The following is a 23,456-nucleotide window of genomic DNA, read 5'->3' on the forward strand; positions in this document are numbered from 1 at the left end:
TACTCAAACTCTTGCAAAAGATTTAATGATTCGACTCAATTGTTGTTGAGCCATCAGCTTTCACCCAAGCAATCTGAGCGATGGAGCGATCGCGTGCATATTGGCGAATTGCTTCGGTGTCTTGTCCCCCCAAATCCATTTCTACACGCACTAAATGAGTAGAATTACGGAGTTTTTCAGCATAAGCAAAAGCCGCATCATATGCATAATCATTTTCTGCGACGACTAACCAATTACTAGCTGGTGTTGTTTGCGGTAATTGCTGAGAATAATCAAGGGCTTGGTATAAATCTTCAATAAAGAAAGCAAAACCAATACCCGGAATATTATTCCCTTGGGGATGATACTGTCCTAATAATTGGTCATAACGACCACCACGCCCTAATACTCTTGCTCCAATTCCGGTATCACTTACTACCTCAAAAGAAATGCCAGTATAGTAGTCAAAAGTTTGAATCAGGCTCAAATCCAAAATTAATGGGAACTTTGAGCGATTTTCTAATAACTCGACCAAAGATTTGAGGTTGTTCACCGCTTCTTGCTGGGAAGCATCCAGATCCAGGCTACTAACTTTTTGTAAAACATCACCACTGTTTCCACGCAAATCCAAGATAACTCTGGCGCGGGAGCGTAATTCTTCAGTTAGAGGTAGATTATCGATCGCAATTCGGTCAAGATGAGCGATCGCATAACGGACTTTGTTACGTACATTAGCGGGAAATACCTGTAACAACGATTGGGTAATTCCAGCTTCGCCTAAAATTAAATGCCAGTGGTTAATTGAGAGTGCTTGCAAACAATCTGCCAGCAAAAGCACCACTTCTGCATCAGCAAGTAAGCCACCAGCACCTAATAACTCTACTCCAGCCTGATAAAATTCCTGCGGTTGATTGCGCCGATAATCCGAGGAGCGCTGGAAAACATTGGTATTGTAATACAAACGCTGGGGATAGGTAACACCCGCCATGCGAGTGACGGCTGTACGAGCAATTGAAGCTGTCAGTTCGGGACGTAACCCCAATTCTTCGTTTTCGGCATTTTGCAATTGAATCACAGTTGAGCGTTGAATCGCACCCCCCGCCATCAGCGTATCTATCCGCTCTAGGGTTGAGGTGATAATTCTGTGGTATCCCCAACGGTGAAATACCTGCTGTAGCCTATCTTCGATCCAGCGTTTCTGAGCCACATCAAGGGGTAAGAGATCCCTAGCTCCCGCCGGTGGTTGATACACCATTATTTTTTCTTCCCACCAAACAAACCACCAAAAAGACCGCCACCTCCAGATTTATCTGGTTGTTTAGCCGCAGCAGATGAAGTCGCCGCAGCTTTTGCGCCACCGGGTTTTTGACCCGATATTTGTTCAATTTTGCGTTTCCCCTCCAACGCTGTTTCGTTTTTGGGGTCTAATTGCAAGGCGCGGTCAATATGAACTTTTGCCATCGTGGTTCGATTTTGCCTTAAATAGACCATCCCGATCAAGCTATGGCAATGACTATTATTTGGCTCAAGCTTGAGAGCATCTCGTAATTCTACTTCTGCTTGGGTAAGTTGATTTTTGGCAATTAAGTCTTGAGAACGACGGATATATTGAAGAACTACGACTGAATCTTCCTTGGGTGATTCAGATTGGGGTAAAGAGGTTGCAGTGGCTTTGTTTATTGTCGGTGGCGCAGGTTGTGATGGCGGTGTAGCGATAGATTTACCAGCATTCCGCATTAAATAAACCAAGTTTAACTCGCTGACTAAACCAATAATTTGCACCGCTCGCTCTAAACAGTCATATTGAGTTTCAGCAATTTTGGCGATCGCAACTTTATAAGCATGTTCTACATTGGGCGCATTTACTAGCTGTTTTGCTACATCGGTAGTGAGTTCCAAACTAGCAGATTCTTGTAATAAACGCTTACCCATTTGCGACAGAACAAGAACATACTCTGTATATTTTTTTTCTCTAGAAAGTTTTTCGTAAGCAGGATTAACTAACTTTGACAACAAATTGCTTGCTAGCTGTTTTTCCATTTCACCAGATACAGAAGAACTATCCGGGTGCAGACGCCGAGCTATTTTCAAATAACGTTTGCGGATCTCTTTTATATCTGCATTAATTGGCACACTTAGAATTGCGTGGTAATCTATGAAATCATATTTAAACAGTCCTTGGTCTATTTTGAAAGACATAGAGCAGTTTTATACCAATAATTATGTGATTCTTACTAGTTTATCTTCTGAGTTAAGCTTACCCGCAAGAGTTATACCATTTTGAATTTTGGATTTTGGATTGTCCCCCTTGCGATCCCCAATCCCCTTTCCCCCTTATCCCCGATCCCCGATCCCCGATCCCCTTTCCCCTAAGATCTAACTTGCTGAAGTTCTTGACTTAGACTTTGGTGAAGATGTCCATTTGTTGCCAAAATTCTACCTGACTCAATTTTTACAGGAGTGCGATCGTAAGCAGTGACTTCCCCCCCAGCTTCACGCACTATAATTATGCCTGCTGCTATATCCCAAGGAGAAAGACCTCTTTCCCAGTAACCATCCAAACGTCCACAAGCAACATGAGCTAAATCCAAGGATGCTGAACCACTGCGTCGTACTCCTTGGGTAAGATGGGTAAGATGACAAAATTCTGCGTAGTTGTTATCAGAAGTTTCACGGCGATCGTAAGCAAATCCCGTCACCAGTAGACTCTTACTTAATTCAGAAGTGTCCGAAACTTTGATTGGACGACGGTTACGGGTTGCACCCATATCTTGAGCTGCACGAAATAGTTCATCGTGAAAAGGATCATAAATAACCCCTACTTGGGGAACACCATTGATCAGTAATCCAATGGAAACAGCAAAAAATGGGTATTGATGAGCAAAGTTTGTTGTACCATCTAAAGGATCGATCGCCCAAAGAAATTCATTGTCTTGATTTCCCAGTTTCCCCGATTCTTCTGTGAGAATGGCATGATCAGGAAAGTGACGATCTAAAGCTTGTAAAATAACTTCTTCGGAAGCTTTATCCGCAACAGTCACTAAGTCCCCAGGACGTCCTTTTTCAGTAATTGCGTCTTCTACCTTACCCAAGTAACTTTGCAAAACCGCACCAGCAGCCAGCGCCGTTTCTGTGGCAATATCTAGAAAAATTTGTAAATTAGTCATTGGTTGTTAGTTATTGATCATTGGTCATTGGTCATTTGTCATTAGTCCATAATCGATGGTTAAGAGTCAACAACTAACAACGAAGTAACTAATCACTAGTAACTAATAATTAACAACTAACAAACAAAACAATAAAATTTATGAATGCTTTTCGAGTCGGAGTTGCTGGGCCTGTAGGATCAGGAAAAACTGCTTTAGTCGATGCTTTGTGTAAGGCGATGCGTGACAAGTATCATATTGCGGTGGTAACTAATGATATTTATACACAGGAAGATGCACTATTTTTAGTACGTTCTCAGGCTTTAACGAGCGATCGCATTATCGGTGTAGAGACTGGCGGTTGTCCTCACACTGCTATCCGTGAAGATGCTTCGATGAATTTAGCAGCAGTTGAACAATTAGAAACACGTTTTTCTGATTTAAACTTAGTATTTTTAGAAAGCGGTGGCGATAATTTAGCTGCAACTTTTAGCCCCGAATTAGTAGATTTAACAATTTACGTTATCGATGTTGCTGCTGGTGATAAAATTCCCCGCAAAGGTGGCCCTGGTATTACCAAATCTGATTTATTAGTGATTAATAAAACTGATTTAGCTCCCTACGTTGGTGCAGATTTGAGCGTCATGGAACGAGACGCTAAAAAAATGCGCGGCGACAAACCCTTTATTTTCACAAACTTAAAAATAAAGTCAGGTTTAGCAGATGTAATTGAATTTGTGACTAAAAATATTTGTTAGTAACTAGTAGTTTTTTATTACTTAATCTCTCTACTCTACTCCTCACAGTCCCCTTTCCAGGGTTGTTTTTTTCTCTAAAACATGTAAAAGAATAGTCAATCGCACCTCAATTTTAAGAAGTGCGATCGCTTTTCCATAACTTTAATTCAAACTTTCATCTGCTTGACAATCAAACATAACCATAAAATTAGCTTCCGGTGAAATTTGGCGTAAACGTTGCATGTGTCCGTCGGCGTCAGAGCGACTACGGAAGCGAGCAATAATCTGACGCTGTGTATCAGGTAGCAAACGGGCAATTACCCAGGAATTTAGGCGATTTTTATAGGCTACTGTCTGGGTGCTGGTCTTCGGCTCGTTGTATTGTGTATTTTGTGTCATGATTAAGTTATCGATAAAGTGTTTAACAAAGGGCGTTAGTGACTCTCTGAACAGGAATGTGCTAGCGCCTTACTTCTTTGAAGCATTTAACCCCATATCACAATTATTGTCAATTGTCAATTAACACCATCAACTTAGGTAGTGCGTACAGTCAGAGAAAACGCGCAGAAGTTGTGAAATATTAAAGTAGCAGTTAGACTAAGTACACCTGGTATTAAAAATAGGGTTTAGGTGATCAGGGCTTGCAGACTAAGCACGAAAGACCTCATGTAGTCTGTTTGTGATGTATCACAATTAGTTGTTCGTCTTTAATACATAACCAAGAATACCAGGAACACTGAAAAAGAAGGAATAAAATTCCACCTCTATTGTGTAGGTCTAAGATTATGGGCTTCCATTTTTATATTCCTAGTTGGAAAAAAGATTCAGGAACACCCAAGCAGAAAATTTGGTTCGTATTTCCGCTTACGTGATTTGTATCAAAGCACAGAATTTGGACTAGTGCAAGTAATTCATGAGTCAACCCATTTTGGATTGATCTTCAGCCCCCATTCTCCCAAATTGGGGGTTAAGGGGAAGGGCTTGTACCATAGAGGAATTATCGATCATTATGAACTATAAATATGCCACTTTGTAAACTGCCCTTTTGTGTCTAAGTATATGGGCATCTCTAAAAACTGTCATCCTCTAACAGGATTTTAGATTTTTGAAAATGGAATTGACCTTACAGATAAATCTGGGGACTTGTACCATCAAGGAATTATTGGTCATTAAATATTCTACGAAAATGGCAGAAAATTTGAGGTAATGACAGATTTATATGGTTTTTTGAAAGCATAAGCTTGTAAATTTTCTAATCAAACAAGATTTGGAAGCTCCTCAAGCGATTATTACAAATATCTCTATACTCCAAATGATAACCTTCATATTTACAGTTTTGGCAAAATGGCAACTCAAGTAATTTGATGCTACTTATGATGTAATGAAGCTTTCCAGTGAAATGGCAGCGCAGGCTCAAACAAACTTCCACAAGCATGATTTTTCATGCTGTGGAATTTTTCAGAATTTCCAGCAAAAATATGGGAGAAGAAATAGCAATTTCCCTAAAAAATATCTCAAAGTGCTTTAAATGCTATATTCATCCTGTAGATAGGCTCAAAGAAATTTTTTTACCAGGTAAAAGCAGAGCTAGTGAATTTTGGGCTTTACGAGATATTAATTTAGAAATTCCAAAAGGTGAAACTGTAGGAATTGTCGGTAAAAATGGCTCTGGTAAGAGTACCTTACTACAAATTATTGCTGGTACTTTGACACCAACTACAGGTGAAGTAATAGTGAATGGCCGTGTATCGGCATTATTAGAATTAGGTAGTGGATTTAACCCGGAATTTACTGGTAGACAAAATGTATTTTTTAATGCCCGATTACTAGGATTAAATCAAAAAGAAATTGAAGATAAATTTGATGCAATAGCTAGTTTTGCTGATATTGGAGATTTTATTGATCAACCAGTTAAAACTTATTCTAGTGGAATGTTTGTCCGCTTGGCTTTTGCGGTAGCAGTGAATGTCAATCCAGAAATTTTAATTGTCGATGAAGCGTTAGCGGTGGGGGACATAGTTTTTCAACATCGCTGTATGCGACGGATGCGAAGTTTAATGGATTCTGGAGTTACCACATTATTTGTATCTCATGATTCTGGAGCAGTCAAAACATTATGTAATTCCGCAGTCATGATTCATGAAGGTAAAAATTACTTTTCGGGAACGCCTAATGCTGTAATTATCAAGTACATGAAGCTGGTTACAGAAACAGAATTAGGAATAGTTACCAAAGAGGAAGATTCTTCTCAGCAATCTTTAGTAAAGTCCCAGCCAATTCGCAGAGGAAATCGGAAAGCATTAATCACAAATATTCAATTACTTAACTCAATGGGAGAAGAATTAGGAGAAACACCTACTATAGGATTTAATGAACAAGTTAAATTAATTGTTGAAATAGATGTTCATGAGGCTTTACACGCATGTATAGTTGGGTTTTTTATTTGTGATAAAAATGGCAATGAACTAATTGGTAGTAACACCTTTGAAGAAAATTATCCGATTGATAAATTAGAGCCAGGAGAACAGTTAAAAATAGAATTTATATTTCATTTACCATTACGTCCAGGCTCTTATAGTTTGACTGTAGCAGGTGCAGAAAACTATACAGCAATGACATTTGATTGGATTGACAATGCAATGGTATTCCAAGTGCTTCCCCCTGATACAGGTAAGCGCATCCATGCTTGGGTAGATTTGCCAATAAGTGTTCAGGTGTCACCTCAAAAATTACCAGCAATCAGATCATAAGAGTGTATTTGTATGATGATTAAATCTGAAAAAGATTATCCTTTATTACCAAATATAACTATAGAAGAACTAGATGAAAATAGTAGTTTAAAAAAAATGCTCCATTGGGTAGGAGAAAATAAACGTGTCATTGATTTTGGCTGCGCTACAGGTTATTTTGCGAGATTGCTAAGTAGTAAAGGCTGTCAAGTTACTGGAATTGAAATTAATGCTAAGGCTGCGAAAATAGCTGAAGAATACTGCGAAGAAGTGATTGTTGCTGATTTAGATTTTGTAAATTTAAGAGATATTTTATCAGGAAAAACTTTTGATGTTGCTGTATTTGGAGATATTTTAGAACATCTGCGAAATCCCTGGAGAATACTAGAAGAAACTAGGCAAATATTACAGCCAGGAGGATATGTCATCGCTTCTATTCCTAATATTGCTCATGGAGCAATTCGACTAGCTTTATTACAAGGAAAATTTGAATATACAGAACTCGGTATTTTAGATAATACACATTTACGATTTTTTACTCGTCAAACAGTTAGAGAATTATTTGAGCGTTCTGGATATTTTGTTGATATTTATGAACAAATTAAATTACCAATTTTTTCTGGCTCAGACTGGATACCTTATATAGATAAAAATAAAATTGATATTAATGTAATTCATACTATTGAAGAAGATGAGGATGCTGATACGTTGCAGTTTGTCCTGCGAGCGTTCCCATTAAGTTTAGAGGGTAAATATTCATGTTTATATCAACAATATTCTCAGTTGTCAGAAGAATATAATTATTGCCAAAATCAGCTAAAAGAAATATATGCTGAATTAAAGCGATCGCAGTTTAATTTAGAAGATCAACAAATTCAGTTAGAAAAAACTCAAACCCAACTAGAACAAACAAAAAATCAACTGCAACAATCTCAATCTCAGTTACAAGAAATTCAGCACCAATGGGAAAATACACAAACTCAGTTACACCAAGCTCATACAGCTTGGGAGTATTGTCAAAACATTATCAAAGCAATGGAAACTAGTAAATTTTGGAAACTTCGTCAAGCTTGGTTTCAAATCAAAAAAGCTTTTATTTTGCAAAAGGAAACTCAGCAATGATTAAAGCAAAAGAACAGTCTCAATTAATATTAGAGCAGAAAAAACTGGACTCTCGTCACTCAGACTTATTAACAAATCAAATCAATTTAAATACTGAATATTTACAACCGCAGTTGATTTTCAACTCTCATCATGTTCATCATGAAAAACTTTTTTATAAATCCACGCAATTAGAACCAAAACCCGTCCAAATCAAAGACTCAAATTTAACTATAGACGAAAAAAGACTACTATATATATCTCGCTTAAAAGCCGCAAATTTATGTGATGACATGGGTAATTATCCGTGGAATTTGCAATCAAATTCTGCATACAATAGGTGCAACAAACCGTCTATATCAGTAATTATTACACTTTACAACTACTCAGAATATATTTATGAATGTTTAGAAAGTGTTGCTAAAACAGACTTAGCTAACATACCAGGAGGTATTGAAGTCTTAGTTATTGATGACTGTTCAACAGATAACTCAGCTAATCTAGTCGCAGAATATCTACAACAATCTCAATTACCAATTTCTTTAGTTAGTAAGTGGTTTAATACTGGTTTAGCAGATGCTAGAAACGTAGGATTGAGACTCTCTCGTTCTCCCTATGTTTTTATCTTAGACGCAGATAATTGGATTTCCCCAAATTGTTTATCTGTTCTTTATGAAACAATTAAATCTTCCCGATATGCTGCGGTTTATGGTGAAATACAAAGATTTGATCACCAAACTAAACAAGAAATTAATCGCATCTCTTGCTATGACTGGGATGTAAATAAATTAGTTAAACAGCCATATATAGATGCTATGGCTCTGTTTGATAAAAATATATTACTCCAATTAGGTGGATATTCTACAGAATTAATTGAATATGGTTGGTTTGGATGGGATGACTATGATCTTTGGTTAAAAATTGCTCAGTCAAACTACTCTTGTAAACTTGTCCCAACAGTACTTAGTTACTATAGAGTACATTCAGAATCCATGATTCATACTACTAACAAATATGCGCTGAATATAGCTAAATATTTTTGTCACAAATTTAAAAATTTAGCTAGCAAATATTATGCTTCAGATATGTGGTTTGGATTTCCTAAAAGTGAAATTTATCTCGAACTAAACTTATCTTCTCAACATAATCAAAATAATTTAATTCTGCAAGAACTGCAATATGCTTATGCTCAAATTGCAGCAATGGAATCAAGTAAGTTTTGGAAACTGAGAAATCAATGGTTGAAAGTGAAAAAGATGTTAGGTTTAGCGAAAGGTATTGAGATTCATTAGTTGTTTGTAGTGAGTGCTTTAGCACTCTAAACTTAAATGAAAAACTATAGAGTAGCAGCTTACATAACAGCTTATCAGGAAATAGAAGCACTTCAGAAAACTATTACAGCCATCACAAAACAGTCATACCCAATTGAAAAAATATTTATAGTTGATAATTCTAACAGTCAAATCATTGCCAATAACACTCAGGAAAATATAATTGTAGATTTCCATCCTGAAAACATTGGAGTTGCTGGAGGTTTAAAAATTGCTGTTAGTTGGGCGATCCAAAAAGGCTATGATTTTATTTGGTTGTTTGATCAAGATAGTGAACCTGATTCTGATGTTTTAGAAAAACTATTAACTAATTATCAAGATTTATCCAAAAATCAAAACATAGGAATTATTGCTCCTGCAATATTCGATATTAATACAAAGCAAGAATTTCCCGGTTGTCTGTTTACAGATTACAAGCTTGCACCTATACCCGGAATTGATGTAATTCAAAAATTTTATCAATGTGACGCTGTGATTACATCGGGTTCTTTAATTAATATCAATGCAGCCAAATGTATCGAATTACCAAGAGCAGATTTATTTTTAGATGCTGTAGATTATGCTTACTGCATGAATTTCCGCAAGCAAGAATATAAAATCATTGTTGTCAAAAATGCGATGATGAAACATCGGATTGGAAATTATTCTCAAGTGAAAGATAGATTTAAAAGATATACCAACACATTTAGTACTTTTCTTTGTTCTCCTTCCCGATATTACTATGCTTGTAGAAATCATACTTTTTTTGAAACCCGCATTGTACAAAAAGAATTCTTACATCGTTCAATAGCTTACAGAATAAAAATTTTACTGACGATGATGGAAAGAATTATCCGTTACGAGCCAGATTCCATATTCATCAAATTATGGGCTTGTATTGTGGGAACTTTTGATGGTTTTCGTGGTAGACTGGGTAAGACTTGGTAAATAATATTTACAGTAAATATTTTAAGCTACAAACTAAATTTACAAGAATATCTGTAAAATAAATACTGCGATCGCACTTAATCCATCACCAAATTCTGGAATCAAAAATAGCATCATTAAAGCAAACAATCCAAAGTGTGTATATTCTAGTTCTCTTAAACGTGGGAATATTTCACTAAATATATAGAAACCGTCCAAAGGTGGAATCGGTAGGAAATTAAACAAGAACAGCATCAAATTAATATGTGCTGCTATATAAAAAAATTTAAAACTCAAAAACTCTGCATGTGTGGAATCAGCAAGTAATTTTAGTATTGCAATACATAAAAAAGCCAAACCTAAATTGCATAATGGCCCTGCTGCGGATACTAAAATATTACCCAATCTTTTTGAGCGAAACTTAGATGCATTTATTGGCATTTTTCCCCAAGCAATACCAGCTACACACAAAAATAAAATTGATTCCCAACCCATATGTACTAAAGGATTAAAAGTTATGTGTCCTTCTTTGCGGGGAGTATCATCTCCTTGACTCAAAGCAACTAAACCATGAGCAAGTTCATGTAAACTAATTGAGATGATGACAATAATCACCACTCTCAAAAAGACTATTGGGCTAATAATTATTGTTTCGATAAACATACTGAAAATCAGCTACTGATTCGCTTGTTTTTGAGAGTTTAAATTAGCAGGGTTAATATTAATTAATGGCAAGCTGCCATTACCACCCATGACTGTAGGAAAATGTCCATCCCATTTTTCGATTGCTTGCTTTTGTAATAACTCTGGAGTTAAAGTCAGTCGTAGTAATTTTTGTGCTTCTGCTTGACCTTTTGCACGGTTAATATCTGCTTGTGCTTCTTGTGTTGCTCGTTTCGCAATAAATTCTGCTTGTTTAGCTTCTTGTTCAGCTATTTGTTTAGCTTCAATCGCCCGACTAAACTCTGGAGAAAAAGCAAAATCCACTAAAGAAACATCATCAACAATTACACCATAATCAGCAAGACGGTTTTTTAAATCATTATCAATTTCTTGTTTTAATTCTGTTCTTTTAGTGATAATTTCTTCTGCTGTTTTTTTAGCAGTAGCTGCTTTCAACACTTCAGATACTGCGGGAGTCATAATTCCCACAACAATTTGTTCATTATCTCCAACTTGTTGAAAAACTTTATTTATCCGTGTTGGATCTATATGCCAATTTACAGCAAGTTCGGTTGTAACTTTTTGCAAATCACGAGAAGCAGCATCGGCTTTAAAACTATTTTGAGCAACTCGAACATTCAGTCTTCTCACAGATGTGATTACTGGCACAATTGGGTGGATACCTTCATCTAATACCCTGTCTTGAACTTTGCCAAATTGCATGACAACACCCCTTTCTCCGGCGTTTACAATAGTAAAGGGGCGGAAAAAAACTGCCAATATTAATACCATCACTCCTCCACCCAAATAAAATGCAAGAGGAGAGTTTTTTTCTATGTTTCTTCTGTTGTTATGCATACTTGTGTTATCCCCAGTAAAGTATATTGAAATAATGGGAAATACTTAGTGAGCAAGTGCGAAATCACTCACCAACAACATCGCAACTTTAATACGTGGCTAACTACTACTCTGCTAAAACTAAAATTTGATATCCAAGGTTTAACAAAAAGTTACAAATTTGTCTAATATTAATGACATGATTTAAATACACAATTTCCTGTAATGATTTCGGAACAATTCTTTTCTACCTGGTAGTAGTTAGTTGCTACCCATAAAATTTAGATATGAAGATTAGCCAGCGTCATGCTTGGACTCTAACACTAGAAGAAGCGATCGCTATCCAAGAACAAATGCAAACTGAGGTGATCACCTCAGATCAACTCCAAGAACCTGTACAATACGTTGCTGGCGTCGATATGGGTTTTGAAGCTGATGGTACTATTAGCAGAGCAGCAGTAGCAGTACTGAGTTTCCCAGATTTGAAATTACAAGAAACGAGTATAGCCCGCCGTCCAACATCTTTTCCCTACATCCCTGGTTTCCTTTCATTTCGGGAAATACCTGCTGTCCTAGATGCTTTAGAAAAGATAAAAATTACACCAGATTTGATTTTATGCGATGGTCAAGGAATAGCCCATCCTCGCAGATTTGGCATAGCTTGTCACCTGGGAGTCATCATAGATATACCTAGTATCGGTGTAGCAAAATCATTGCTCATCGGGAAACATGAAGAATTACCAGATATACGAGGTAGTTGGCAACCCTTAATTCATAAAGATGAAATAATTGGGGCAGTATTGCGAACCCGTGTGGGAGTCAAGCCCGTATATGTTTCTAGCGGACATCGCATTAGTTTACCCACAGCAATTGATTACGTATTACGTTGTACGCCAAAATATCGTTTACCAGAAACTACACGAATTGCTGATAAATTAGCAAGCGATCGCTAGGTAAAAATTTGCACAAATTTGTAACAAATTAAGTTTGAAAATACTATCAATATAAGTTACTTTTTAAAGTTTCATCTAAATATGTTTTGATTAGTTGCTTACACCTGCCTCATCATGCTAGGAATCGCACAGGGAGGAATTGTATTTAAAATATAGGTTTTGGGGGGAGAACAATGAATGCACTAACTTTACAATGGCACGACGCAGGTCAAATAAAAACTCAGAAAATTCACGAAACACAGCCAAGTAAAAATCCTGGCACTATCCGTATTGGTCGTGATCCAGTCCGGTGTGATATTATTTTGAGTCATCCTACGGTATCAGGCTTACACATAGAAATCTTTTTTAACGCCCAACAGCAGCGTTTTTTGATTAAAAATTTGCGTGAACAAAATCCTCCCCTTGTAGATGGGCAGAAATTGGTACAAGGTGAAATGCCTTTGAGTGAAGGTAGCATTATTTATCTAGGACAACAACAACTCAAAGTCACAGAAGTTTCTGTTCCAGGAGGTAGCACCGTACCGCCAACAATTTTGACTCCCCCACAGCCACAAGCTATAAATCCTCCCCCAATTCCTGTAGCACAACCACAGTTACATCCCAATTATTACCAGCCCAAGCCCACACCACAACCACAGGTACATCCCAATTATCATCAGCCCGCACCACAACCACAAGTAGCAGCACATCATCACCATCATCCAGTCACACCCCCCGTACAACAGCAACCACAACCACAAGGGGTTTATGGATTGCAATGTCCCAGATGTAAAAAACTTTCCTCGTATAAACACTTACTATTAGGCTGTCAGCACTGTGGACATTCTTTACAAGATGCCCACAGTGTATTAGTACCACCAAATCGTTAAAGAATTGTAAATAAATAAAAGAGGACATATCAATTCAAAATACCTGCGGAAGCCGCTACGCGTCTACAAAATTCAAAATTCAAAATTCAAAATTAAGAACTTGTTGCCCGATGCCCAATGCCCGATGCCCAATGCCCAATGCCCAATGCCCAATGCCCAATGACTATTGTACAGACGCGATTTATCGCGTCTCTACCAATGACAAATGACAAATGACTAACTACTTTAAATATTTATTTGCTTATAAACAAAAATAATTATGAATAGTGGTTCTTTAGAAATTCAATTACTTTGGCAAGATCCTGTCACAGGAGAAAGACGAGAACCAAAATTGAGGGTACCTGTTGCTTTCGGTAGAGAATTTGCCCGGATGCCTGCTGAACTTAGGGGACAACCAGTTGCCCGGATGGTATTAAATAATGACCAAGTTTCTCGCTTCCATGCCTTAATTGAATGGGAACAAAATCAACTGCTGGTGACAGACCAAGGCAGTGTCAACGGTATCTACGTCAATGGTCAACGCCAGACACAGGCCGTGATCAATAGTGGCGATATTGTACAAATAGGCCCTTTTGTCATTTCTGTAACTTTTGCTGCTTCAATTCCAACGAGTCCACCTACACTAACAAGTCCACCTAGTCCTGTCCCACCAGTCCCCAGTGGAAATTCGGTCATTGTCTTTAATCCTAACACCAACCTCCCAGATCCTACCTTAGTTCCGCAAGTAGTAACACCACTGAGCAGCAGTTTTCCGCCACCAGTATTTCTGCAAGAAGTTGTTCCTGTCCAAGCACTTCATGCAACGGGTATGCCAGTCGATGAAACTTATTATTTAGCTGTTGGGGCAGGATTAGGTAGTTTTATTTGGGTAGATTTGCTGAGATTATCTGGTGTTCCAACTGACAAAATAGTGGCTTTGGGTATAGATAAAGAACCCTATGCTCGTTACAAACTTTTGTGTATGAATTCGCAAATTCCTTTACATGAAAGATTACGTTCCAATTCTGACTCTTGTCCTGATAATATTTGGGGTTGGCCTAGCTATGCTTTACGAGAAGCTTGGCATGACTTTGGCAAAGGTAGAATCAATGATTCTATGAAACATCTGTGGAAGGTTTTTGCAGAACCTACTTTTTCTGAAACCTATACTCCCCGTGCAGGTAATGTTTTTAATTCTATTGATCGGGAAGCAAAACGCATCGGTTGGGACAAAATTTATCAGTTTGGACGAGTTTTGGCAATTCGTAAAACCAATGATGGTAGATACTGCGTAGCTTATTCTCGCGGACGTGGGAACCATGCTTTTTTCGTGACTCGTTATTTACACTTAGCGACTGGTTATCCAGCGCTACAATTTCTTCCCCATTTACAAGTTTATCGGGAAAGATATAAAGATTTTAAGTCGGTTGTGAATGCTTACGAAAACCACAACCATGTTTATGAACAGCTAGAACGTCAAGGCGGTAGAGTCTTAATTCAAGGACGAGGAATTGTTGCTTCTCGCATTGTGCAACGCATCTATGAGGCACGTCAAAAAAACCCGAATATTTCTATTTTGCATTTAATGCGATCGCCAAAACCCCAAGGTAATAAATATGGTACTTCTCAGCGTACCGTCAAAAATCATATCGAATTGCAACCATTTAACTGGCCCAAAGCTTGTTGGGGTGGAGAACTACGAGAAACCCTAGAAAAAGCCAATCCAGAACAGCGTAAAGAATTAATATCTAATCGAGTCTGGGGTGGAACCACCACCGCAGACCGCTTAGATTGGCAGTTGATCACAGAGGTTGGGCTGAGAGAAGGTTGGTATAAAATTCAGTTTGCAGTCGTCACCAGAGTCGAACAGGATGGTCAAAACCATCTGATTGCCTATATTCAAGATAAAGATTTTGGCGAAATTCAACTCCCTACTGTTGATTTTATTATTGATGCCACTGGTCTTGATGCCAAGGTCAAAGAAAGCCCCCTACTCCAAGATTTAGTTGAACACAACCACTTACCACTTAATCCTGTGGGACGTTTGAGTGTTGCCAACGATTTTGAATTAGTAGAAATGCGTAATGATCAAGGTAAACTTTATGCTGCGGGTGCAATCACATTCGGTGGCCCTCACGCAGCAGTTGACAGCTTCCTCGGCTTGCAATACGCCTGTCTGTGTGCTGTTGATGGTTTAGCCGCAGCCCGTGCGCCTGGTGTGCGTCGTCTCAACTTTATCAGCTCCTTTGCACAATGGTTAAAGTGGGTGTTTAATCAATCACCTTAGAGTTGTGGGGATCGGGGATCGGGGATCGGGGACAAGGAAGTGTGGGGAGTGTGGGAAGTGTGGGGGGAATTATTTAACAAGTCTGGTTCCCAATACCCAATCCCCAATCCCCAATCCCCGATCTATTGACCATAGTCATTTGCCTAAAAATCAGATACTCTGAAATGGTGTAGAAATGTATAGAATTCTGTAAAGATATAAAATATAGTTTGTTCAAATGCAGTTATTTTTAACACCTTCTTCAATGCAGCTGTCTACTCGACCAACTAAAAGTCAACCTTTAAAGATTGTCGCACTAGGAGACAGTTTAGTATATGGATTCGGTGATCCAGAAGGAGGTGGCTGGGTTGAACGACTACGGCGACAGTGGATGTCACCTGATAGTCCTGGTCATATCATCTATAATTTGGGTGTCCGGGGCGATCGCGTCCAACAAGTAGCCCAAAGATTAGAAGTTGAATTTCGTCATCGTGGTGAACTACGCAATCAAGTTCCAGATTTAATCATTCTCTCAGTCGGTGTCAATGACTCAGCCCGCTTAGGTCGTCCCAATGGACGCAATTATACAGACTTTGAAACTTTTCAAACACAAATCACTTCCTTACTCGAAATGGCCCAGCAACTGTGTCCTGTATTATTTGTCGGTATGACACCTGTTGATGAGTCAAAAATGCCATTTCTTGATTGCTTGTATTACAATCACACAGATCAGCACCACTACAAAGAAGCAACTAGAATAGCTTGTCTGCAAAGGGGAATTCCCTATCTTGATATCTTCCGAAAATGGACTGAACGTGGTAGGGATTGGTGGTCAAAACGCCTGAGTCATGACGGTCTTCACCCCAATACCTTAGGTTATCAAGCTTTATTAGCAGATGTTACTCATTGGGAAGCGATCGCAACTTATCAACATAAATCCTATTTTTCAACCTCAAAAAAAGATAACATCTGAAATAAGATCAAAAATTATTCTTTCTGATTTTTGAGTCTGGAATTTTGTACACCCTTGGCATTCCAGTCAGGAATTTTGAATTTTGAATTTTGAATTTTATAAAGATGACTCCCACTTTATTAGGTCGCTGGCAAACTCGATTATTATTACTAGCAACTGTAGGTATATTCGTATCCATACCCTTTGCATTGGGTTTAGTTGCTTCTCCCCCTGGCATAGTTTATTTTTGGATCATTATATATGTCGCTATATTTGGAATTGTTTGGGATATAGTGTATGACCAAATCCAAAAAAAACGCTGGGATAGAGATTGGCCAGCACTTTATCAAGTATTAGCTGGTATCTGGGAATTTATATTTATACTTTGTGGAATCAAAGTTTTTGGCTTTTTACCTGTATTAATTCCCAAAGAACGATTATCTCCTTTCTGGATATTTGCACATTATAGTGTTGTTTGGCTAGCAGTTTTTATTGCTTCGCAATCCTTAATGCGAATCATATTTCCTCGGTGGCGTTTCCGTGGAGGTGAATGGCTATAAGGTATGACAACAGAGGGAAGCAGTTCAACGTACTAACTTCCCTAAAGTAATTTTATTTTTGTTTGATTAATAACCTCTAAATCCTACACAAAGACTAAAATTTTCACCAAACCATGCGAAATCTAACTCAGTTTCAGTGAAATTGAAACCAATAGAAGCAGCAAAATCAACTATTTTAGTTTTGTCCCAATCCCAGATACCAAAAACACCTTTATTAGAGCATTTATTATAATATTGCTCGTAGAGGACTTGATCTGAATTTAAAAGCTCATAAAAAGCATTTACTTGTTCTAGTGACATAAAATTTTGTTTCCAATGATAGGATTTTGTGAGTTTACTAAAAACTACACAGCTTACTAGGACAATTTCCGTCTAGATACTTTTGATCTTCAATATTCTTGCTTCGCCACAAGGATAAAATTGAAAATAGTCACTAAAATTCTATGATTCCCCGTTTGCAAGTTAGCAATATTAGTAAATCTTACCTTGGTTATATAGCAAACAAGCAGGTGAATTTGACAATTCAACCAGGTGAAATTCATGCTTTGTTAGGAGAAAATGGGGCGGGTAAAAGTACCCTCATGAAAATTATCTACGGGGTGGTGCGTCCTGATCATGGTGAAATTTTTTGGCAAGGACAACAGATTAATATTAATCACCCAACAAAAGCGCGATCGCTAGGAATTGGTATGGTATTCCAGCACTTTTGTTTATTTGAAACCCTGACTGTAACAGAAAATATCGCCCTTGCACTTCCTCCTAAGGAAAAATGGGATTTAACAGCAATTAAGCGCAAGATTCGTGTTTTATCTCAAGAATACGGTTTAGATATCAATCCTGATCGCCCAGTTCATACATTATCTGTAGGTGAAAAGCAGCGAGTAGAAATCATCCGTTGTTTATGTGTTGCAACCAAGTTACTAATTTTGGATGAACCCACAGCGGTGTTGACTCCCCAAGAAACAGAAAACCTATTCGTGACCTTGCGCCAAATTACTGCTAGTGGTTGCAGCATTTTATTTAGCAGTCACAAATTACAAGAAGTGCGATCGCTATGCACTCACGCAACAGTATTAAGAAATGGCGAGGTAGTCGCAGAATGTAACCCCCAAGCAGAGACAATTCAGAGTTTGGCAAAGATGATGGTTGGCGAGGATGAGATTTTGGGACAAGGAAGCAGGGAGTGCTTGGAGTGTGGGGAGAATTATTTAACAAATCTGTTCCCGCTCCCCGTTCGCGTAGCGTCTCCTCTGGAGAATCCCCGATCCCCAATTTACTTGCAAGTTCGCGATTTGTGCTTGGAATCAAAGCATTCTTTGGGAACAACGTTGCAGCACATTAATTTAGAGGTTCACAGTGGTGAAATTGTTGGTATTGCAGGAGTCGCGGGGAATGGACAAAGTGAACTTATTGCAGCTTTAAGCGGTGAAATCATCTGTCCTCAGGCAGATATGATTAGGTTGGGAGAAATATCTATTGGTGATTATGATACCCTCAAACGTCGGCGTTTGGGTTTGGGATACGTGCCAGAAGAACGCTTGGGAGTGGGTGTTGTGCCGAATATGAGTCTTTCGGAAAATGCTCTATTAACTGGTTACTCACAAGGGTTAGTGCGGCGTGGTATAATCCGGCAGCGCAAGTTAAAAACTTGGACTAGTAGAATTTGCAGTGCTTTTAATGTCAAACAGGCGGGGTTAAATTCTCTTGCTGGGAGTTTATCGGGTGGTAATCTGCAAAAGTTTATTATCGGGCGAGAGATTCAGCAAAACCCGACCATATTGATTGCAGCACATCCGAGTTGGGGTGTAGATGTGAATGCAACTGCGACTATTCATGAAGCTTTAATCGAAATCCGAGATTTGGGTGCAGGGGTGCTGGTGATTTCTGAAGATTTGGATGAGTTGTTGATGTTGTGCGATCGCATTGGCGTAATTTACAAAGGACAACTTTCTCCTTTCGTACCAATAGCAGATATTAGTCGCGAGCAAATTGGCCGTTGGATGGGAGGAATTGGTTTTGTTTGATTTCAAATTAGAACCCCGTGAACAACCTGCAAAAATTTGGTTAGTTTTATCACCTCTACTAGCATTACTAGGAACAATAATTGTAGGTTTTTTTCTATTTCGTTTGTTGGGTAAATCTCCCCTCACAGCATTTACTACTTTATTTATCTCGCCTTTAAGTAGTTTGCACGGAATCACAGAAATCGCAGTTAAAGCAGCACCAATTATGTTGATTGCAGTTGGTTTAGCTATATGTTTTCAAGCCCAAGTTTGGAATATTGGTGCAGAGGGACAATTTACTCTTGGGGCAATTTTTTCTAGTGCGATCGCTTTAATATTTGCTAATTTTGATAACTATATTTTACTTTTATTTTGTTTACTGGCTGGGATAATAGGTGGTGCAATTTGGGCTAGCATTCCTGCTGTATTAAGAGTGAAGTTTCATACCAATGAAATCCTTACTAGTTTGATGCTGAATTATATAGCAATTTCTATCTTAAATTATTTAGTTAGAGGAATCTTAAAAGATCCACAAGGATATAATTTTCCCGAATCTGCACCTTTTAGTGAATATGCCAGCTTACCATCATTAATTATCGGAACACGCTTGCATTTGGGTGTAATTTTCGCTTTGGTAGCAGCATTATTAATTTGGGGAATGCTGCGACAAACATTTTTTGGTTTTAGTGTGCGCTTAGTTGGTGCAAGTCCTAGGGCTGCAAATTATGCTGGAATAAAAAGCGGGAGAATTATTTGGCTAACTTTAATTATCAGTGGTGGTTTAGCAGGTTTAGCAGGTGCGTGTGAAGTTCTCGGTCCCATTGGACAATTGCGCCCTTTTATTTCTCCTGGTTACGGTTATGCTGCTATCCTGGCTGCATTTATTGGTCGCTTACACCCATTGGGAATTATTTTATCAAGTTTATTGATGGCACTATTTTATGTTGGCAGTGAATTATTACAGATCAAATTAGGACTTCCCTTAGCTTTAGCAGGAATTTTTCAAGGTATTTTGTTTTTCTTTCTTTTAGCAGGTGATTTATTGATTTCTCATCGAATCATCAAGAGTCATTAGTTATCTGATTGTTGATTTGAAAGTGGGGGAGCATCCCAATTTTTCAAAAATTCACGGGAGACGCAAAAACCCTTTAGAGTTATGCTAACTTTGCGTTCTACTCTGCGGGAATCCGCTTGCGCGTCTAATGCGTCCTACCTTTACAGGAAGTCATGTGGTTCGTTTGTTCATAATCTGTTATGGCAAAACATGCTGATGTTATAGCAAAACATGCTGATGTTATAACGAAACATGCTGATGTTATAGCAAAACATGCTGATGTTATAACGAAACATGCTGATGTTATAGCAAAACATGCTGATGTTATGACGAAACATGTCGATGCTTCTTAATAACGCTTGAGTGCTAAAGCACTTACTACAAACCTTTCACAAAATTAAGCGCTTCTTAACGCTACAATTGGGTCGAGTTGAGCAGCACGACGAGCAGGAACAACGCCAAAGAATAAACCTATACCACCAGAAACGCCGACTGTAAGACTAATAGCGACAACAGAAAGACCTGCATCTAATGGTGTTAAGGCTGCTACTAACAAAATACCACCGACACCGATCGCAGTTCCAATCAAACCACCTGCTGCTGAGAGAATCACGGCTTCAATGATGAATTGTAATAAAATATCTTGCTGGGTTGCACCAATTGCTTTCCGCAATCCAATTTCTTGAGTACGTTCGGTGACAGAAACAAGCATAATATTCATGATGCCAATACCGCCAACAATCAAAGAAATAGCCGCGATCGCAGCTAACATAATTGTCAACGCACTAGTGATTTGACCGATAGTTTGCATTGCATCTTTTTGAGTGCGGATTGTAAAATCATCTTCACCATTGATTTTGTGTCGCTGACGGAGCAAATTTGTAATTTGAAATTCTGCTGCATCAACACTATTTGCATCACGAGCCGAGAGGACAATATAATCTAGACCGATCCCATAGGGAGAATTTCGTCCCACCAATCGGTTCGCAGATGTAGTGATTGGTATTAATGCTGCTTCGTCATAATCTGCACCCAAGCTTGAGCCTTTAGCTTCCAACACACCAATGACTTGAAAGCTGGAATTTTTGATTCGTAATTGTGCGCCGACAGGATTACTACTACCAAAAAGTCTTTCTGCCAATTTTGCACCTAGCACCGTAACTTGATTATTGCGCTTAGTATCTACTTCGGTGAAAAACCGTCCTTTAGTAGTGTTGAAATCCCGTACCTCTGGGAAAGTGGAAGTTGTGCCAATAATGTTGACGTTGGTATTGCGGTTTCGGTAACTAACTGCTTGTCTTCTATTCAACTCTGGTGCAACTCCTGCTACCGTTGGTACTTGAGTAGCGATCGCTTCTGCATCAGCCAAAACGAGAGTTTTCGGTACTTCAAAAGAAATACGTTGTGTTTCCCGATTTCCAGGAAGCACAAACAACACATTTGGTCCCAAAGATTCTAATTGCTTATTGACATACTTTTGTCCAGCTTCACCAATACCAATCATAGCAATTACCGAAGCATTACCAATGACGATACCCAACATGGTGAGAGTGCTACGTAATTTATTAGACAGCAGGGTTTTTCCTGCCATTTTGATGCTTTCTGCTAGGTTCATTTTTGTTCTTTTGCTTGCTGTTCACGTTTATAGTCTTTGGGTGGGTTGATAAATACGCGATCGCCTTCTTTAACACCAGACACAACCTGAGTTTGATCTTTTACCTGCGCCCCTACTGTTACTGAACGGAACAGGGGTTTATTTTGAGCATCTGGGACAAGTACTCCAGTGTCACCTTTTTCCGTCACAATTGCTACGGTTGGTACTAGTAAGGCATCGTCTACTTGATCACCTAAAAACGTCAAATCAACATTTAAGCCAGAACGTAATTGTTCTTGACCAGTATTAATCGTTACTCGCACTTGGAATAATGTCACGCCTTCTTCTTTGACGGCTTCAGGAGCAATCAGGCGCACACGACCTTTAAATACTTGGTCAGGATAAGCATCGGTAACAATTTCTACCTGTTGTCCCTCTTTGATTCTGCCAATATCGGCTTCTGGAACTTGGGCTAATACCTCTAAACCTTTAGCTAGAGCCACGATAGAACTGGAAGTAGCCGAAGCACTCGAAGAAGCAGAAGTAGTCGGTGCTACATAGGCTCCGTCGTTAGCATATTTCTGAGTGACAATTCCTGCAAAGGGAGCGCGGATAACTGTATCTTCTAAATTTACCTGAGCCGATTTTAATTGGGCGTCAGCAACAGCCACTGCTGCTTGACGTTGAGCAATAATTTCTGGACGTGTACCGTTTTCCAGCAACTTTAATGCAGCTTTGGCTTCTGCAACGGCGGCTTTTTGACGATCAATTTCTTCAGAACGAGAGCCATTGCGTAGCTTTATGAGTTGTTGTCTAGCAGATTGGAGACTCGCTTGAGCTTGTTGGAGATTATCTTTAGCGTTTCGTTCTTCAGCCAATGCTTCATCCAATGAATCACGAGATATCGCTCCTTGGGAAACTGGATATTCTCGGCGCTTGACTCGCACAGATGCTAATTCCAAACGAGAACGAGCTTGCTGCAATTGTGCTTCAAATTTATTAACATCTGCTTCTGCTTGAGCAATTTCTTCTACACGAGTTCCAGTTATAGCTTCCTCAAGCTGTGCTTCTGCTTGTGCTAGACGCGCTCTAGCTTGAGTAATTTCTTGAGGGCGACTCCCAGCTTGGGCTTCAGCTAACTGTGCTTTGGCTTGTTGTAAGCTGGCTTGATATTGTAAAATTTGAGTCTTGACATTTGCACTATCCATCACAGCCAGAATTTGTCCCTTTTGGACGCGATCGCCTTGTTCAACCTTTAACTCTGCAACAATACCCGGTTGTTTTGGGCTAATATTCACGCTTTGATCTGGCACTACCTTACCACTGGCAGTGATCCGCAAGGTAACATCTTTTGCTTCTACAGGAATAGTAAGTGCCGCAATATCTTCTCTACTTGCTCCCCGATTTACCAAAGTATAAGTTGTAGTGCCGCCAACAACCAAAATACCAGCTGCAACTAGCCCAATTAGCCAGCGTTGGGGATACTTTATTTTGCCAATAACGGGAATTTCTATATACGTATTCATTACAGCAGCCTTGAGGAATAACTTGGATTTAAAGATGATATGGGGGGAGGTAAAGCAGAAACATTGATTAGAAATCTTTATCTGTTGTAGGCAATATCATTAACTTTCTATAGAGCTTAAGTTCTGTTAACATTCATCTTGCGTGAGAGAGAAAATGAGTATAAATAGCGAACTTATAGTTTCTTAACTTTTATTTGATGTTAACCCTTCCCAAGTATTCTTCACTTCACCTGAATGGGTGACTCTAGGGGATCGGGGAAAGGGGATCGGG

Annotated in this window: 22 protein-coding genes; 13 read left to right on the forward strand and 9 right to left on the reverse strand. The window is 38.7% G+C overall.

Annotated elements, in window-relative coordinates:
- Positions 1-22: 22 nt before the first annotated feature.
- The 3 genes from B4U84_RS02775 to B4U84_RS02785 all read right to left on the reverse strand — a co-directional run bounded on the left by B4U84_RS02775 (position 23) and on the right by B4U84_RS02785 (position 3,146).
- A complete protein-coding gene (locus B4U84_RS02775; protein ID WP_017311809.1) occupies positions 23-1,234 on the reverse strand; it encodes an ATP phosphoribosyltransferase regulatory subunit in 1,212 nt (403 codons plus the stop codon).
- Positions 1,234-2,178, reverse strand: a complete 945-nt coding sequence (locus tag B4U84_RS02780; protein ID WP_131115417.1) for a J domain-containing protein — start codon at positions 2,176-2,178, stop codon at positions 1,234-1,236. Before B4U84_RS02780 ends, B4U84_RS02775 begins: the two co-directional genes overlap by 1 nt.
- A gap of 170 nt (positions 2,179-2,348) precedes the next feature.
- On the reverse strand, positions 2,349-3,146 hold the full coding sequence (locus B4U84_RS02785) for an inositol monophosphatase family protein (RefSeq protein ID WP_017311811.1): 798 nt from the start codon (positions 3,144-3,146) through the stop codon (positions 2,349-2,351).
- Between the two features lie 140 nt (positions 3,147-3,286).
- On the opposite strand from B4U84_RS02785, the gene ureG reads away from it, so the two are divergent.
- Entirely contained in the window at positions 3,287-3,883 is a 597-nt protein-coding gene (gene ureG, locus B4U84_RS02790; protein ID WP_131115419.1) for an urease accessory protein UreG, read from the forward strand.
- A gap of 141 nt (positions 3,884-4,024) precedes the next feature.
- On the opposite strand, the gene B4U84_RS02795 is transcribed toward ureG, so the two are convergent.
- Positions 4,025-4,261, reverse strand: coding sequence for a hypothetical protein (locus B4U84_RS02795; protein WP_131115421.1), 237 nt, complete (start codon positions 4,259-4,261; stop codon positions 4,025-4,027).
- A gap of 1,079 nt (positions 4,262-5,340) precedes the next feature.
- On the opposite strand from B4U84_RS02795, the gene B4U84_RS02800 reads away from it, so the two are divergent.
- From B4U84_RS02800 to B4U84_RS02815, 4 genes are read left to right on the forward strand one after another with little or no spacing between them, the layout of a single operon-like run.
- Positions 5,341-6,612, forward strand: a complete 1,272-nt coding sequence (locus B4U84_RS02800; protein WP_207390942.1) for an ABC transporter ATP-binding protein — start codon at positions 5,341-5,343, stop codon at positions 6,610-6,612.
- A 12-nt stretch (positions 6,613-6,624) separates the two neighbouring features.
- Positions 6,625-7,713, forward strand: a complete 1,089-nt coding sequence (locus tag B4U84_RS02805) for a class I SAM-dependent methyltransferase (RefSeq protein ID WP_131115423.1) — start codon at positions 6,625-6,627, stop codon at positions 7,711-7,713.
- Positions 7,710-8,984, forward strand: coding sequence for a glycosyltransferase family 2 protein (locus B4U84_RS02810; RefSeq protein ID WP_131115426.1), 1,275 nt, complete (start codon positions 7,710-7,712; stop codon positions 8,982-8,984). The genes B4U84_RS02805 and B4U84_RS02810 overlap by 4 nt, the downstream gene beginning before the upstream one ends.
- 36 nt (positions 8,985-9,020) lie before the next feature.
- Entirely contained in the window at positions 9,021-9,950 is a 930-nt protein-coding gene (locus B4U84_RS02815) for a glycosyltransferase family 2 protein (RefSeq protein ID WP_131115428.1), read from the forward strand.
- Positions 9,951-9,989: 39 nt separating this feature from the next.
- Here B4U84_RS02815 and B4U84_RS02820 read toward each other — a convergent pair whose 3' ends face one another.
- Both B4U84_RS02820 and B4U84_RS02825 read right to left on the reverse strand, forming a co-directional pair.
- Positions 9,990-10,592: a site-2 protease family protein gene (locus B4U84_RS02820; RefSeq protein ID WP_131115430.1), complete on the reverse strand. Its 603-nt coding sequence runs from the start codon at positions 10,590-10,592 to the stop codon at positions 9,990-9,992.
- Positions 10,593-10,604: 12 nt separating this feature from the next.
- Positions 10,605-11,450, reverse strand: a complete 846-nt coding sequence (locus tag B4U84_RS02825; protein ID WP_131115432.1) for a prohibitin family protein — start codon at positions 11,448-11,450, stop codon at positions 10,605-10,607.
- 266 nt (positions 11,451-11,716) lie between these two features.
- Between B4U84_RS02825 and nfi the strand changes: the two genes are divergently transcribed.
- From nfi to B4U84_RS02850, 5 genes are all read left to right on the forward strand, one after another.
- Positions 11,717-12,382: a deoxyribonuclease V gene (gene nfi / locus B4U84_RS02830; RefSeq protein WP_017311820.1), complete on the forward strand. Its 666-nt coding sequence runs from the start codon at positions 11,717-11,719 to the stop codon at positions 12,380-12,382.
- A gap of 173 nt (positions 12,383-12,555) precedes the next feature.
- Positions 12,556-13,251 carry an FHA domain-containing protein gene (locus tag B4U84_RS02835; RefSeq protein ID WP_131115434.1) on the forward strand — a complete coding sequence of 232 codons (696 nt, stop codon included), beginning with the start codon at positions 12,556-12,558 and terminating at the stop codon, positions 13,249-13,251.
- A gap of 259 nt (positions 13,252-13,510) precedes the next feature.
- The gene (locus B4U84_RS02840; RefSeq protein ID WP_131115436.1) at positions 13,511-15,517 is read left to right on the forward strand and encodes an FHA domain-containing protein; all 2,007 of its coding nucleotides are present in this window, start codon (positions 13,511-13,513) and stop codon (positions 15,515-15,517) included.
- 217 nt (positions 15,518-15,734) lie between these two features.
- Positions 15,735-16,469: a GDSL-type esterase/lipase family protein gene (locus tag B4U84_RS02845; RefSeq protein WP_131115437.1), complete on the forward strand. Its 735-nt coding sequence runs from the start codon at positions 15,735-15,737 to the stop codon at positions 16,467-16,469.
- 104 nt (positions 16,470-16,573) lie between these two features.
- Positions 16,574-17,008 carry a hypothetical protein gene (locus B4U84_RS02850; RefSeq protein ID WP_017311824.1) on the forward strand — a complete coding sequence of 145 codons (435 nt, stop codon included), beginning with the start codon at positions 16,574-16,576 and terminating at the stop codon, positions 17,006-17,008.
- Between the two features lie 66 nt (positions 17,009-17,074).
- On the opposite strand, the gene B4U84_RS02855 is transcribed toward B4U84_RS02850, so the two are convergent.
- The gene (locus B4U84_RS02855) at positions 17,075-17,308 is read right to left on the reverse strand and encodes a Nif11-like leader peptide family natural product precursor (RefSeq protein WP_131115439.1); all 234 of its coding nucleotides are present in this window, start codon (positions 17,306-17,308) and stop codon (positions 17,075-17,077) included.
- Between the two features lie 143 nt (positions 17,309-17,451).
- On the opposite strand from B4U84_RS02855, the gene B4U84_RS02860 reads away from it, so the two are divergent.
- The 3 genes from B4U84_RS02860 (at position 17,452) to B4U84_RS30285 (ending at position 20,418) form a co-directional block, all read left to right on the forward strand.
- Positions 17,452-19,032, forward strand: coding sequence for an ABC transporter ATP-binding protein (locus B4U84_RS02860; protein WP_131115441.1), 1,581 nt, complete (start codon positions 17,452-17,454; stop codon positions 19,030-19,032).
- Complete coding sequence (locus tag B4U84_RS02865) at positions 19,025-20,086, forward strand: ABC transporter permease (RefSeq protein WP_026082009.1); 1,062 nt, start codon at positions 19,025-19,027, stop codon at positions 20,084-20,086. The genes B4U84_RS02860 and B4U84_RS02865 overlap by 8 nt, the downstream gene beginning before the upstream one ends.
- 179 nt (positions 20,087-20,265) lie before the next feature.
- On the forward strand, positions 20,266-20,418 hold the full coding sequence (locus B4U84_RS30285) for a hypothetical protein (RefSeq protein ID WP_165490239.1): 153 nt from the start codon (positions 20,266-20,268) through the stop codon (positions 20,416-20,418).
- A gap of 44 nt (positions 20,419-20,462) precedes the next feature.
- On the opposite strand, the gene B4U84_RS02870 is transcribed toward B4U84_RS30285, so the two are convergent.
- Positions 20,463-21,680, reverse strand: coding sequence for an ABC transporter permease (locus tag B4U84_RS02870; RefSeq protein ID WP_131115443.1), 1,218 nt, complete (start codon positions 21,678-21,680; stop codon positions 20,463-20,465).
- The gene (locus B4U84_RS02875; protein ID WP_131115445.1) at positions 21,677-23,185 is read right to left on the reverse strand and encodes an efflux RND transporter periplasmic adaptor subunit; all 1,509 of its coding nucleotides are present in this window, start codon (positions 23,183-23,185) and stop codon (positions 21,677-21,679) included. Before B4U84_RS02875 ends, B4U84_RS02870 begins: the two co-directional genes overlap by 4 nt.
- Positions 23,186-23,456: the final 271 nt, after the last annotated feature.

Source organism: Westiellopsis prolifica IICB1 (genome assembly GCF_004323185.1).
Lineage (GTDB): Bacteria > Cyanobacteriota > Cyanobacteriia > Cyanobacteriales > Nostocaceae > Pelatocladus > Pelatocladus prolificus_A.